The organism is gamma proteobacterium symbiont of Lampromicra miyakona (assembly GCF_059730895.1).
On record NZ_AP035932.1, the window covers coordinates 2,399,526 to 2,413,561 of the forward strand.

General features: G+C 57.2%; 13 protein-coding genes. 11 read left to right on the top strand and 2 right to left on the bottom strand.

The genetic code is table 11. The annotated features are described in order from the left end of the window. Window positions 1-143 precede the first annotated feature (143 nt). Complete coding sequence (gene icd, locus AC6I8P_RS11185) at window positions 144-1,394, bottom strand: NADP-dependent isocitrate dehydrogenase (protein WP_010617214.1); 1,251 nt, start codon at window positions 1,392-1,394, stop codon at window positions 144-146. A 101-nt stretch (window positions 1,395-1,495) separates the two neighbouring features. On the opposite strand from icd, the gene rluE reads away from it, so the two are divergent. From rluE to AC6I8P_RS11225, 8 genes are all read left to right on the top strand, one after another. Beyond that, complete coding sequence (rluE, locus tag AC6I8P_RS11190) at window positions 1,496-2,164, top strand: 23S rRNA pseudouridine(2457) synthase RluE (RefSeq protein WP_481657696.1); 669 nt, start codon at window positions 1,496-1,498, stop codon at window positions 2,162-2,164. A gap of 44 nt (window positions 2,165-2,208) precedes the next feature. Next, window positions 2,209-2,682, top strand: a complete 474-nt coding sequence (locus AC6I8P_RS11195; RefSeq protein ID WP_211725098.1) for an NUDIX domain-containing protein — start codon at window positions 2,209-2,211, stop codon at window positions 2,680-2,682. 41 nt (window positions 2,683-2,723) lie between these two features. Then, window positions 2,724-3,836 (top strand): tRNA 2-thiouridine(34) synthase MnmA, encoded by a 1,113-nt coding sequence (gene mnmA, locus AC6I8P_RS11200; protein WP_058780735.1) that lies wholly within the window; start codon window positions 2,724-2,726, stop codon window positions 3,834-3,836. Window positions 3,837-3,870: 34 nt separating this feature from the next. Then, window positions 3,871-4,512 carry a high frequency lysogenization protein HflD gene (gene hflD, locus AC6I8P_RS11205; RefSeq protein ID WP_222951043.1) on the top strand — a complete coding sequence of 214 codons (642 nt, stop codon included), beginning with the start codon at window positions 3,871-3,873 and terminating at the stop codon, window positions 4,510-4,512. A gap of 44 nt (window positions 4,513-4,556) precedes the next feature. Continuing rightward, window positions 4,557-5,927 (top strand): adenylosuccinate lyase, encoded by a 1,371-nt coding sequence (gene purB / locus AC6I8P_RS11210; protein ID WP_267410748.1) that lies wholly within the window; start codon window positions 4,557-4,559, stop codon window positions 5,925-5,927. A gap of 173 nt (window positions 5,928-6,100) precedes the next feature. After that, window positions 6,101-6,769, top strand: a complete 669-nt coding sequence (gene phoP / locus AC6I8P_RS11215; RefSeq protein ID WP_010617222.1) for a two-component system response regulator PhoP — start codon at window positions 6,101-6,103, stop codon at window positions 6,767-6,769. 3 nt (window positions 6,770-6,772) lie between these two features. Then, complete coding sequence (gene phoQ / locus AC6I8P_RS11220) at window positions 6,773-8,233, top strand: two-component system sensor histidine kinase PhoQ (protein WP_021506378.1); 1,461 nt, start codon at window positions 6,773-6,775, stop codon at window positions 8,231-8,233. Window positions 8,234-8,290: 57 nt separating this feature from the next. Next, a complete protein-coding gene (locus AC6I8P_RS11225; protein WP_058776487.1) occupies window positions 8,291-9,412 on the top strand; it encodes a ribosomal protein uL16 3-hydroxylase in 1,122 nt (373 codons plus the stop codon). Between the two features lie 362 nt (window positions 9,413-9,774). Here AC6I8P_RS11225 and pepT read toward each other — a convergent pair whose 3' ends face one another. Next, the gene (gene pepT / locus AC6I8P_RS11230; RefSeq protein WP_021506380.1) at window positions 9,775-11,001 is read right to left on the bottom strand and encodes a peptidase T; all 1,227 of its coding nucleotides are present in this window, start codon (window positions 10,999-11,001) and stop codon (window positions 9,775-9,777) included. A 300-nt stretch (window positions 11,002-11,301) separates the two neighbouring features. Here pepT and potA point away from each other — a divergent pair, with 300 nt between their 5' ends. Genes potA through potC form a run of 3 tightly spaced genes read left to right on the top strand, consistent with a single transcriptional unit; the run spans window position 11,302 to window position 14,031 of the window. Beyond that, the gene (gene potA, locus AC6I8P_RS11235) at window positions 11,302-12,417 is read left to right on the top strand and encodes a spermidine/putrescine ABC transporter ATP-binding protein PotA (protein ID WP_058759491.1); all 1,116 of its coding nucleotides are present in this window, start codon (window positions 11,302-11,304) and stop codon (window positions 12,415-12,417) included. Beyond that, entirely contained in the window at window positions 12,410-13,261 is an 852-nt protein-coding gene (potB, locus tag AC6I8P_RS11240; RefSeq protein WP_104092825.1) for a spermidine/putrescine ABC transporter permease PotB, read from the top strand. The genes potA and potB overlap by 8 nt, the downstream gene beginning before the upstream one ends. Next, on the top strand, window positions 13,258-14,031 hold the full coding sequence (gene potC, locus AC6I8P_RS11245) for a spermidine/putrescine ABC transporter permease PotC (RefSeq protein WP_481657698.1): 774 nt from the start codon (window positions 13,258-13,260) through the stop codon (window positions 14,029-14,031). The genes potB and potC overlap by 4 nt, the downstream gene beginning before the upstream one ends. Window positions 14,032-14,036: the final 5 nt, after the last annotated feature.

Consider the following 14,036-nt stretch of genomic DNA (forward strand, 5'->3'; position numbering starts at 1 on the left):
ACAAGGGCGAAGAATGGCTGATTATAGCCGACTAATTCAGAGTCTTTTTTGAGCAATTTTAAGAAGTTTTGCAGAGAGGATTTTAGAGTGCGAATGTCACCCCAACTTCCAAAAAGGAAACGGGGTGACAATAACATCAGTTATTACATGTTCGCGATGATCGCGTCACCAAACTCTGAACATTTCAGCAGCTTAGCGCCGTCCATCAGACGCTCAAAGTCGTAGGTCACGGTTTTGGCAGCGATTGCGCCTTCCATGCCTTTAACAATCAGGTCAGCCGCTTCGAACCACTCCAGGTGACGCAGCATCATTTCTGCAGACAGGATCACGGAACCTGGGTTCACTTTATCCTGGCCCGCATACTTCGGTGCCGTACCGTGGGTAGCTTCGAACAGTGCGCACTCGTCACCGATGTTGGCGCCCGGTGCGATACCAATACCGCCTACCTGTGCCGCCAGGGCATCAGAAATGTAGTCACCGTTCAGGTTCATACAGGCGATAACGTCATACTCGGCTGGACGCAGCAGGATCTGCTGCAGGAAGGCGTCGGCGATCACATCTTTAACGATGATCTCTTTACCGGTGTTCGGGTTTTTGAACTTCATCCACGGACCGCCATCGATCAGCTCGCCGCCGAACTCTTCTTTCACCAGCTGGTAGCCCCAGTCTTTGAAAGAGCCTTCGGTGAACTTCATAATGTTGCCTTTGTGCACCAGCGTCAGGGAATCACGGTCATTGGTGATGGTGTATTCAACCGCGGCACGCACCAGACGTTTCGTGCCCTCTTCTGAACACGGCTTCACGCCAATACCACACTGCTGCGGGAAGCGAATTTTCTTCACGCCCATCTCTTCACGCAGGAATTTGATCACTTTGTCCGCTTCCGGCGTACCGGCTTTCCACTCGATACCAGCATAGATATCTTCGGAGTTTTCGCGGAAGATCACCATGTCGGTATCTTCAGGACGTTTAACCGGGCTTGGCGTGCCTTTGTAGTAACGTACCGGACGCAGACACACGTACAGGTCCAGTTCCTGGCGCAGTGCCACGTTCAGGGAACGAATACCGCCACCTACCGGGGTAGTCAGTGGGCCTTTAATGGCTACGCGGTACTCTTTGATTAAATCGAGGGTTTCCTGCGGCAGCCAGACATCCTGGCCATAGAGTTCGACGGATTTTTCGCCGGTGTAAATTTCCATCCAGGAAATTTTTCGCTCGCCGTTGTAGGCTTTCTTCACAGCGGCATCAACCACTTTCAGCATCACCGGGGAAACGTCAACCCCAATACCGTCACCTTCAATGTAGGGGATGATCGGGTTATTCGGGACATTCAGTTTGCCCTGATCCAGGGTGATTTTTTGACCTTCCGCCGGAACAACTACTTTGCTTTCCATTAACCTCTCCTTCGAGCGATTTTTTGTTAATGATTTGTAAGATGCGCGTCAATACTACTTGAATATTTCCGCCACGCCAATCACCGCAGTTTCGCGCTATAATGCGCCGATTGTTACCAACTGCAAAGCCCATGCGAAAAACTTCTCAACGAATTCACCAGCATAAGCGCCCTGCTGCCCCGGCGCGCCAGCCCGCGCGGCGTGACACGCGGCCAAAAGGTCCGCGTCGCGTCATACTCTTTAACAAACCTTTCGATGTTCTGCCGCAGTTCAGCGATGAGGCTGGTCGCCGCACGCTGAAAGATTTTGTGCCGGTGAGCGAGGTGTATGCCGCAGGCCGTCTCGACCGCGACAGCGAAGGGTTGATGATTCTGACCAACGATGGCGCACTGCAGGCGCAGCTGACGCAGCCGGGCAAGCGCACCGGCAAAATCTATTACGTTCAGGTGGAAGGCGTGCCGCAGGAATCAGATTTATCCCGCCTGCGCCGTGGCATCACCCTCAACGATGGCCCAACGTTGCCGGCGGGCGCAGAAGTGGTGCCTGAACCCGCGTGGCTGTGGCCGCGCACCCCGCCGATTCGCGAGCGCAAAACCATCCCCACCTGCTGGCTGAAAATCACGCTGTATGAAGGACGCAATCGCCAGGTCCGAAGGATGACGGCGCACATTGGCTTTCCAACGTTACGCCTGATCCGTTTTGCCATGGGTGATTACCAGCTGCAGGATTTGGCACCTGGCGAATGGCGCGACATCAGCGACCGGACGTAATTTATACATTTCGATAACGTCAGGTTAACGATTCAGGAGAAACGATGTTTAAACCTCATGTAACTGTCGCCTGCCTGGTGCACGCGCAGGGTAAATTGCTGGTGGTGGAAGAGCGTGTCGACGGACGCATCACCTGGAATCAGCCGGCCGGACATCTTGAGGCCGATGAGACGCTGCTGGAAGCGGCACAGCGCGAGCTGTATGAAGAGACCGGCATTGCCGCGCAGCCCGACTATTTCCTCGGCGTGCAGCAGTGGATTGCGCCGGACCATACACCTTTTGTGCGTTTTCTGTTTGGCCTCGATCTGCCTGCCACCCTTGCCACCACGCCGCACGACAGCGATATTGACTGCTGCTGGTGGCTGTCACCCGCGCAGATTCTCAGCGCAGAGACGCTGCGTTCGCCGCTGGTGGCCGAAAGCGTGCGGCTGTGGCAGCAGGGGGCACGCTATCCGCTGCAGCTGATAGCCCCGTATCAGTGGCCGTTTCATGAGGGTGCGCACAACGCTTCCGCGTGATAGAATGCGCCGCCTGTTTTTATCGTAATCAAGAGTGCGTCATGTCTGACAACAGCCAGAAAAAAGTGATCGTCGGGATGTCCGGCGGCGTCGATTCTTCCGTTTCCGCCTGGTTACTGCAGCAGCAGGGCTATCAGGTTGAAGGCCTGTTCATGAAGAACTGGGAGGAAGACGATGGCGAGGAGTATTGCACCGCCGCTGACGATCTGGCTGACGCACAGGCCGTGTGTGACAAGCTCGGCATCAAACTGCACAAAATCAATTTCGCCGCTGAGTACTGGGACAACGTGTTCGAGCACTTTCTGGAAGAGTACAAGGCCGGACGCACGCCGAACCCGGATATTCTGTGTAACAAAGAGATCAAGTTCAAAGCGTTTCTCGAATTCGCTGCAGACGATCTCGGCGCAGACTACATTGCCACCGGCCACTATGTGCGCCGTGCCGATGTCGACGGCACCAGTCAGCTGCTACGCGGTCTCGACGGCAACAAAGATCAGAGCTATTTCCTCTACACGCTCAGCCACCAGCAGATTGCACAGAGCCTGTTCCCGGTCGGCGAACTGGAGAAGCCTGAGGTGCGCCGCATCGCCGAACAGCTCGATCTGATTACGGCGAAGAAAAAAGATTCCACCGGTATTTGCTTTATCGGCGAGCGTAAATTCCGCGACTTCCTCGGTCGTTACCTGCCGGCCCAGCCGGGCGTCATCGAAACCGTTGACGGTGAAGTGGTCGGTGAACACCAGGGGCTGATGTATCACACCCTGGGTCAGCGTAAAGGGCTGGGCATCGGCGGACGCAAAGAGAGCAATGACGATCCATGGTATGTGGTCGACAAAGATGTCGCGCGCAATACGCTGATTGTGGCACAGGGCGGCGATCATCCGCGCCTGATGTCGGTGGGCCTGATAGCACAGCAGCTGCACTGGGTCGATCGCCAGCCAGTGACCGCAGCGCTGCGCTGCACGGTGAAAACCCGCTATCGTCAGAGCGACATTCCCTGCGAGATCATTCCGCACGGCGACGATCGCATTGAAGTGCGTTTCGATGAGCCGGTCGCGGCCGTCACCCCGGGCCAGTCCGCGGTATTTTACCTCGGTGACGTGTGCCTTGGTGGCGGTATTATTGAACAGCGCCTGCCGCTGACAGAGGCCTGAGTCGGCACTGCCGACGCGTCTACAGGAGTGAAGCGTGGCTAAAAACTATTATGAGATAACGCTGGCGCTGGCCGGCGTTTGCCAGGCAGCCCATCTGGTGCAGCAGCTGGCACACCAGGGGAACTGCAACAACGCGGCGCTGCAGGTGTCGCTGCGCAGCCTGCTGGATTTAAATCCAGGCTCAACGCTGGCGGTGTTTGGCAACGATGAAGCCAACCTGCGCCCCGGGCTGGAAGCACTGATGGCGGTGCTGAACAGTGGCAGCCGGCAGGGTGCCAGCGCAGATTTGACGCGTTATACCCTGAGCCTGATGGTGCTGGAGCGTAAACTGCACGGTAACAAAACCGCGCTAAACACCCTGGCGCAGCGCATCGGCCAGCTTGATCGTCAGCTGGCGCATTACGAACTGGAATCAGACACCATCACCAGCGCCATGGCCGGCATTTACGTCGATGTGATCAGCCCGCTCGGCCCGCGCATTCAGGTGACCGGCTCACCGCAGGTGCTGCAGAATTCGCAGGTGCAGAGCAAAGTTCGCGCTGCGCTGCTGGCCGGTATCCGCGCGGCGGTGCTGTGGCAGCAGGTCGGCGGCGGTCGTCTGCAGCTGATGTTTGCGCGCCAGCGTCTGCTGCGCGAAGCGAAAACCCTTTTATCCCGGCTGGGTCCGGCGTATTAAGCGCCGCCCTGCCCTAAATTGTTAACGATTCAGGAGTTGCACTGATGGAATTATCCTCTCTGACCGCCGTCTCACCTGTCGATGGTCGTTACGGCGATAAAGTCAGCCCGCTGCGTGCGATTTTCAGCGAGTTCGGTTTGCTGAAATTCCGCGTTGAGGTTGAAGTTCGCTGGTTACAGAAACTGGCCGCGACCGCAGAGATCAAGGAAGTTCCTGCATTTGATGCCGACGCAAACGCTTTCCTTGATGCAATTGTCGCCGGTTTTAGCGAAGAAGATGCAGCGCGTATCAAAACCATTGAGCGCACCACCAACCATGACGTGAAAGCCGTCGAGTACTTTCTGAAAGAGAAAGTAGCCAACGTGCCGGCGCTGCACGCGGTGTCTGAGTTTATCCATTTCGCCTGCACCTCCGAAGATATCAATAACCTGTCACACGCGCTGATGCTGGAAACCGCACGCCGCGACGTGGTCGTGCCGTTCTGGAACCAGATCATTACCGCCGTGAAGGGCCTGGCGCAGGAGTATCGCGACATTCCACTGCTGTCGCGCACCCACGGTCAGCCGGCAACGCCGTCCACCATGGGCAAAGAGATGGCCAACGTGGCCTACCGCATGGAACGCCAGCTGCGTCAGCTGAGCAAGGTGGAAGTGCTGGGCAAAATCAACGGCGCGGTGGGCAATTACAATGCGCACATCGCCGCATATCCGGAAGTGGACTGGCATCAGCTGAGCGAGCAGTTTGTGACCTCACTGGGCATCAGCTGGAACCCGTACACCACGCAGATCGAGCCGCATGACTACATCGCCGAGCTGTTTGACTGCATCGCGCGCTTCAATACCATCCTGATTGATTTTGACCGCGACATCTGGGGTTACATCGCCCTGAACCATTTCAAACAGAAAACCATTGCTGGCGAAATTGGCTCTTCAACCATGCCGCACAAGGTTAACCCTATCGACTTCGAAAACTCCGAAGGGAATCTGGGGCTGGCCAATGCGGTGATGCAGCACCTGGCCAGCAAACTGCCGGTATCACGCTGGCAGCGCGATCTGACCGATTCTACCGTGCTGCGTAACCTCGGCGTCGGCGTCGGCTATGCATTGATCGCCTATCAGGCCACGCTCAAAGGTATCTCCAAGCTGGAAGTGAACCGCGATCGCCTGCTGGACGAGCTGGATCACAACTGGGAAGTCCTGGCAGAGCCGATCCAGACCGTGATGCGCCGCTACGGCATTGAAAAGCCGTACGAGAAGCTGAAAGAGCTGACGCGCGGCAAGCGCGTGGACGCAGCCGGTATGCAGGCGTTTATCGACAGCCTGGAGCTGCCGGAAGCAGAGAAAGTGCGCCTGAAGCAGATGACGCCAGCCAACTACCTCGGCCGCGCGATTCAGATGGTTGACGACCTGAAGTAATTCCTTGCTCTGAAAACTCAGGCTATGGCAAGTTGGTGTTACCTCAGTCACGCACGTCACGTGGCGGCTGAGGTTCCCCTGCCAGTGCATCACAGCGGAGTGTTAATCTGCGGTTTAGCTGGCGTAGCGTATACTTTTCGCCATCATCACTGAGTTGAAGGTAAGGAAATTCTATGCGTGTTCTGGTTGTGGAAGATAATGCCCTGCTGCGCCATCACCTCGCAGTCCAGTTACGTGACATGGGTCATCAGGTGGATGCCGCCGAAGACGCCAAAGAAGCCGACTATTTCCTGCAGGAACACATTCCCGATATCGCGCTGGTCGATCTCGGCCTGCCCGACGAAGACGGCATGTCGCTGATTCGCCGCTGGCGTGGCGATGCCATTCGTCAGCCGATTCTGGTGCTGACCGCGCGCGAAGGCTGGCAGGCGAAAGTTGAAGCGCTGGAAGCCGGTGCCGATGACTACGTGACCAAGCCGTTCCACATTGAAGAGGTCGCCGCCCGCTTACAGGCGCTGATGCGCCGCAACAGCGGACACGCCTCGCAAATTATCTCCATGCCGCCGTTCCAGGTTGACCTTTCGCGCCGCGAGCTTACGGTGAATGACGCGCCGGTCAAGCTGACCGCGTTTGAGTACACCATTGTTGAAACACTGATCCGCAATGCCGGTAAAGTGGTCAGCAAAGACTCGCTGATGCTGCAGCTGTATCCCGATGCGGAACTGCGCGAAAGCCACACCATTGATGTACTGATGGGCCGGCTGCGCAAAAAAATTCTCGCGCTGCACCCGACCGAAGTGATCAACACCGTGCGTGGCCAGGGATACCGCTTTGATCTCTGATTTATGAAGCTGCTCCGCCGTCAGCGCCCTTTCTCCTTACGCGCGCGTTTCCTGCTGGCGACGGCGGCGATCGTGCTGTTTTTGTCGCTGTCGTATGGCATGGTGGCGGTCATTGGCTACGTCGTCAGCTTTGATAAAAATACCTATCGCGTGATGCGCGGCGAGAGCAATCTGTTCTTCACCCTCGCGCAGTGGAAAGACAACAAGCTCACCATCGCCCAGCCGGAACGCATGACGCTCAATTTCCCGACGCTGGTGTTCATCTATGACGAGCGCGGTAAGCTGCTGTGGCAGCAGCGCGACGTGCCGGAAATCCGCAAAAACATTCGCCGCGACTGGCTGATGAAGCCAGATTTTTACGAGATCGATACCAGCAATCGCACCAGTATGGCGGCGATGGGTAACAATCCGCAGGCACAGCAGCGGCTGCACGCGCTGGACAGTGACAGCAATGACACCTTCACCCACTCGGTGGCAGTGAACCGCTACGACGCGACCACCAATCTCCCGGCGCTGACCATTGTGGTGGTGGACTCGATCCCGCAGGAGCTGCAGCACTCAGACGTGGTGTGGTCGTGGTTTAGCTATGTGCTGGCGGCCAATCTGCTGCTGGTGATTCCGCTGCTGTGGCTGGCGGCACACTGGAGCCTGCGTCCGATTGGCCACCTGACTTCGCAGGTGCGCGAGCTGGAAACCGGCCACCGGGAAAATCTCGACGACAACCCGCCGCAGGAGCTGCGCAGCCTGGTGCGCAATCTCAATCTGTTGCTCACCAACGAACGGCAGCGCTACACGCGCTATCGCACCACGCTGTCGGATTTGACGCACAGCCTGAAAACGCCGCTGGCGGTGCTGCAAAGTACGCTGCGCTCGCTGCGCGGTGGCAAAGAGCTGACCATCGAACAGGCTGAGCCGGTCATGCTCGAGCAGATCAGCCGCATCTCGCAGCAGATTGGCTATTACCTGCATCGCGCCAGCATGCAGGCGGATCACAACCCGCTACAGCGCGATCTGCATTCGGTCTCGGCCCTGCTGGATAGCCTGTGTTCCGCGCTCAATAAGGTGTATCAGCGCAAGGGCGTTGAGATCACGCTGGATATTTCGCCGGAGCTGACCTTTATCGGCGATCAAAATGACTTTATGGAAGTGTTGGGCAACGTGCTGGATAACGCCTGCAAATACTGCCTCGAATTTATTGAGGTCAGCGCGCGCCAGACGGAAAACGCGCTGCATCTGTTCATTGACGACGACGGCCCCGGCATTCCCGAAAGCAAGCGCGATCTGATCTTTGTGCGCGGCCAGCGTGCCGATACGCTGCGTCCCGGTCAGGGACTGGGACTGGCGGTAGTGCGCGATATTCTCGAGCAGTATGCAGGTCAGGTAATCGCCACGACCAGCCCGCTCGGCGGCGCACGCATGGAGGTGATTTTTCAGCGGCAGGAAGTTGAACATCACCGCGAGTAGAACCGGACGCGGGCTGTTATACTTGGCAGCAATTATGGCCCTAACCGGAATCCTCGCATGGACTATCAGCTCGACATCAACTGGCCCGACTTTATTCAGCGCTACTGGCAAAAACGCCCGGTGGTGCTGAAACGGGGTTTCAAAAACTTCATTGATCCGATTTCTCCGGATGAGCTGGCCGGTCTGGCAATGGAAAACGAGGTGGACAGCCGCCTCGTCAGCCACAACAACGGCAAATGGCAGGTCAGCCATGGTCCGTTTGAAAGCTACGATCATTTGGGTGAAAGCAACTGGTCGCTGCTGGTCCAGGCGGTGAACCACTGGCATGAACCTTCTGCTGCGCTGATGCGCCCGTTCCGCTTTCTGCCCGACTGGCGTATCGACGACCTGATGATCTCGTTCGCAGTGCCGGGCGGCGGCGTAGGCCCGCACTTTGATCAATACGATGTGTTTATTATTCAGGGCACTGGCCGCCGTCGCTGGCGCGTAGGCGAAAAAGTGCCGATGAAACAGCACTGCCCACATCCGGATCTGCTGCAGGTTGAACCGTTCGACGCCATCATCGATGAAGAGCTGGAACCAGGCGACATTCTGTATATTCCACCGGGTTTCCCGCATGAAGGCTATTCGCTGGAGAACGCGCTCAACTATTCAGTCGGCTTCCGCGCACCTAACGGACGCGAGCTAATCAGCGGCTTTGCGGACTACATGCTGGCGCATGAACTGGGCAGCTACCGCTTTAGCGATCCGGATGTGCCGGCGCGTGACTGCCCATCGCAGATTCTGCCGTCGGAAGTAGAAGGGATCCGCAAGGTGATGCTGGATGTAATTAATCAGCCGGAGCAGTTTAACCAGTGGTTTGGCGAATTTATTTCCCAGTCGCGTCACGAGCTGGATGTGGCACCGCCGGAACCGCCGTATCAGCCGGATGAGATTTATGACGCGCTGCAGCAGGGTGATGCGCTGACGCGCCTCGGCGGCCTGCGCGTGCTGACGCTGGGCGACGCGGTGTACGTCAACGGTGAGCGCGTCGAGTGCGCACATCCGTCGGTACTGGCTGCACTGGCACACAAACACGTATTGACGCTGGAAGATTTCGGCGATGCGCTGGACGATCCTTCGCTGCTGGCTCAGCTGGCGGCACTGGTGAACAGCGGGTACTGGTTTTTTGCTGATTGAGTTGATCAGGTCCTCTGCGCCCGTTTCCCTCACCCCGGCCCTCTCCCGCCCGCGGGAGAGGGAGAAAACCGTGCGACGATTGCAGTAAAGCGCCGGCCATAAGATGCGTAAGAAAACAGGGGCACAAACAGGAGTTAAGGCAATAAACAAAGCCTGATTCCCGCTCGATCGGTCCTCTCTCCCGCCCGCGGGAGAGGGAGAAAACCGCGCGATGATTGCAGTAAAGCGCAGGCCATAAGATGCGTAAGAAAACAGGGGCATAAACAGGAGTTAAGGCAATAAACAAAGCCTGATTCCCGCTCGATCGGTCCCCTCTCCCGCAGGCGGGAGAGGGTTAGGGTGAGGGCAAGCCCCTCTCCGCCCTACTTCTTCTCCGCCGCGAGCGCGGCCAGGCGCACGATCACCTCAACCGACTTCGCCATCACATTCAGCGACGCAAACTCATGTTTACCGTGGTAATTGTAGCCGCCGGTAAACAGATTCGGACACGGCAGTCCTTTCCATGACAGCGCCGATCCGTCCGTGCCGCCGCGAATTGGCTTCACGTTCGGTTCGATACCGCAGTCGCGCATCGCCTGCAGCGCCAGTTCAATGATGTGCGGATGCGGTTCCACCTTCTCCCGCATATTGCGATAGCTGTCGCTGATCTCCACCTTAATGGAGCACTCAGCCTGCAGACCTTTACTGACGCGGCGGCCAATCTCCTGCAGCAGCTGCTTACGCTGTTCGTAGCTGTCGGCATCAAAATCACGAATCAGGTACATCAGCTCGGCGTGCTCAACCGATCCCTTAATAGTGTGCAGGTGGAAAAAGCCTTCATAGCCGTCGGTAAACTGCGGCTTCTCTTTGGCCGGCAGCTCGGCGTGGAAGCGCATCGCCAGGTCCAGCGCGTTCACCATCACGTTTTTCGCACTGCCGGGATGCACATTGTTACCGGTGATTTTGACCAGCGCCGTCGCGGCATTAAAGTTCTCGAACTCAAACTCGCCGAGATCGCTGCCGTCAACGGTATAAGCCCAGTCAGCCGCAAACCCCTCAACGTCGAAGTGCGACGTGCCGCGACCGATCTCTTCATCCGGGGTAAAGGCCACGCGAATGGCGCCGTGCGGCACATCCCCTTTGGCCAGCTCGGCCATTGCCGTCATGATCTCAGCGATACCGGCTTTATCATCAGCGCCCAGCAGCGTTTTACCGTCGGTGGTGATCAGCGTATGCCCGGTCAGCTTGTGCAGCACCGGGAACATCACCGGCGAGAGCACTTCATCCCCGTTGCCCAGCGCGATGTCACCGCCACGATAGTTTTCAATGATCTGCGGATTGACATTTTTCGCGGTGAAATCCGGCGAGGTATCCATGTGGGAAATAAAACCGATCACCGGCGTCGGCCAGTCGACGTTTGCCGGCAGGGTGCCCATCACACAGCAATGATCGCTTAAGGTGACGTCCACAAAACCCAGCGCAATAAGCTCTTCCTGTAACTGACGCGCCAGCGTCCACTGCCCTTCGCTGCTCGGCACCTGCCGCGCCTGAGGTTTTGCCTGGGTTTCTACTGCCACATAACTGAGAAAACGCTCAAGTAATTGATCCATCTGTCATCCCTCTAAAGAACCTGCATTATTATCATGGGGCCTGATTATCGCCATGTTGCGTCAAATCATTATCCTTCAGGTTAGCCCTCTCAGCTCAATCGTGCGCTGAAATTCGCCCTGCCAGCCACCCGTCCGGCTGGCCCGATGAGCATACTCCAGCAATTTGCAGACTTTTCAAGGTTATTCCGTGTCTGAACATGGCAATGGCGCATTTTTCAGGTATTATCGCGCCCTTCATCACGGCAAGCTGTCGCCGGCGGCTATGCTGTAACCTGATTCTCATCAGACTGAGTGACTATAATGACGCAAACACGCGCGCAGCAGGCGCTGGTTACGCTTTCTGGCATCAGTAAAGCTTTCGATGGCAAAACCATCATCCCGGATTTCGACCTGACCATCGGTCATGGCGAATTTATCACCCTGCTTGGCCCCTCCGGCTGCGGTAAGACCACGATTCTGCGCCTGATCGCCGGGCTGGAAAACGCCGACAGCGGACGTATCCATCTGGATGAGAGCGACATCACTGAAACGCCCGCCGAGCATCGCCATATCAATACCGTGTTTCAGAGCTACGCGCTGTTTCCGCACATGTCGGTGTTTGAAAACGTCGCGTTTGGCCTGCGCATGCAGAAAACCCCGGCGGCAGAGCTGACGCAGCGCGTCAACGAGGCGCTGGCGATGGTGCAGCTGGAAAGCTTTGCCGCGCGCCGGCCGCACCAGCTCTCCGGCGGCCAGCAGCAGCGCGTGGCGATTGCGCGCGCAGTGGTCAACCGGCCCAAAGTGCTGCTGCTTGATGAGTCGCTCTCCGCGCTGGATTACAAACTGCGCCGCCAGATGCAAAACGAGCTGAAAGCACTGCAGCGCAAGCTGGGCATCACGTTTGTGTTTGTCACGCACGATCAGGAAGAAGCGCTGACCATGTCCGACCGCATCGTGGTGATGCGCGACGGGCGCATTGAGCAGGACGGCACGCCGCGCGAGATCTACGAAGAGCCCGCGAACCTGTTTGTGGCGCGCTTCATTGGCGAAATCAACGTGTTTGATGCAGAAGTGATCGGTAGCGCGCACGCTCCGCAGGTACGGGCTCGCGTCGAAGGCCGCGAGTGTGATATTCACTGCCCGTTCCCGGTCAAACCCGGCGATCGGCTGCATGTGCTGCTTCGACCGGAAGATTTGCGCGTCGAGGAGATCGATCACGACAGCCGCAGCGAAAACCTGATCGGCTATGTGCGCGAACGCAACTATAAAGGCATGACGCTGGAATCCACCGTCGAACTGGAGAACGGCAAGCTGCTCACCGTCAGCGAGTTCTTTAATGAGGACGATCCGGATTTTGACCACTCGCTGAACCAGAAAATGGCGGTCAGCTGGGTGCCAAACTGGGAGGTGGTGCTGCCGTATGAAACGGATGCGTAATCGTCTGCAGAAAGCCATTGTGGCACTGATCGTCGGCTGGCTGACGCTGTTCGTGTTGCTGCCGAATCTGATGATCTTCGTCACCAGCTTTCTGACGCGCGACGACGCGCACTTTGTCAGCATGGTGTTCACCCTGAACAACTACGGCCGGCTCCTCGATCCGCTGTATGCCGACGTGCTGCTGCACTCACTCAACATGGCCTGCATCGCCACGCTGTGCTGCCTGCTGCTCGGCTACCCTTTTGCCTGGTGCCTGACCAGACTGCCGGCGCGTCTGCGTCCGCTGATGCTGTTTCTGCTGATTGTACCGTTCTGGACCAACTCTCTGATTCGCATTTATGGTCTGAAAATTTTTCTCAGCACGCGCGGCTGGCTCAATGAATTTCTGCTGTGGCTCGGCGTCATCGACAAGCCGTTTCGCATCATGTTTACCCCGGAAGCGGTGATCCTCGGGCTGATCTATATTCTGCTGCCATTTATGGTGCTGCCGCTCTACTCCAGCCTTGAGAAGCTGGACAAATCCTGCCTGGAAGCGGCGCGCGATCTTGGCGCCAGCAGGCTACAGACCTTCATCCGTATCATTTTGCCGCTGACCCTACCCGGTATCGTTGCCGGCGCGCTACTGGTATTTATCCCGGCGATGGGGTTGTTCTACGTAGCGGATTTAATGGGCGGGGCAAAGAACCTGTTGATCGGTAACGTAATCAAAAGCCAGTTCCTCAATATTCGTGACTGGCCGTTCGGCGCCGCCACCAGCATTGTCATGACGCTGCTGATGGGGCTGATGCTGCTGGTTTACTGGCGCGCAGCGCGTCTGCTGAATCACAAGGCGGCGTTGCAATGATGGCGCGCGGATTACGCTACGGCTTCATGGCCGTGATTTATGCCTGGTTCTACATTCCGATCATCATCCTGATCTTCAACTCCTTCAATGCCTCGCGCTTCGGCATCAACTGGCAGGGCTTCAGCACCCAGTGGTATCGCCTGCTGGTCAATAACGACAGCCTGATTCAGGCAGCGCAGCATTCGCTGATCATGGGCGTGCTGTCGGCCAGTTGCGCGACGCTGATCGGCTCGCTCACCGCCGTGGCGCTGTACCGCTATCGTTTTCGCGGCAAGCCGTTTGTCAGCGGTATGCTATTTGTGGTGATGATGTCGCCGGATATCGTAATGGCGATTTCGCTGCTGGTGCTGTTTATGCTGCTGGGGATTTCGCTCGGCTTCTGGTCGCTGCTGTTTTCCCATATCACTTTCTGCCTGCCGTTTGTGGTGATTACCGTCTATTCGCGCCTGAAAGGCTTTGACGTGCGCATGCTGGAGGCGGCAAAAGATCTCGGCGCCAGCGAAGTGACTATTCTGCGTAAGATTTTACTGCCGCTGGCGCTGCCGGCAGTGGCCGCGGGCTGGCTGCTGAGTTTCACTCTGTCGATGGATGATGTGGTGGTGTCGTCATTTGTCACCGGTCCCGGCTTCGAAATATTGCCGCTGAAAATTTATTCCATGGTGAAAGTAGGCGTGTCGCCGGAGGTGAACGCGCTGGCTACCATTTTGATGCTGCTGTCGCTGCTGCTGGTGGCAGTCAGTCAGCTGTTGCTGCGTGATAAAACCAAATAGAGGAT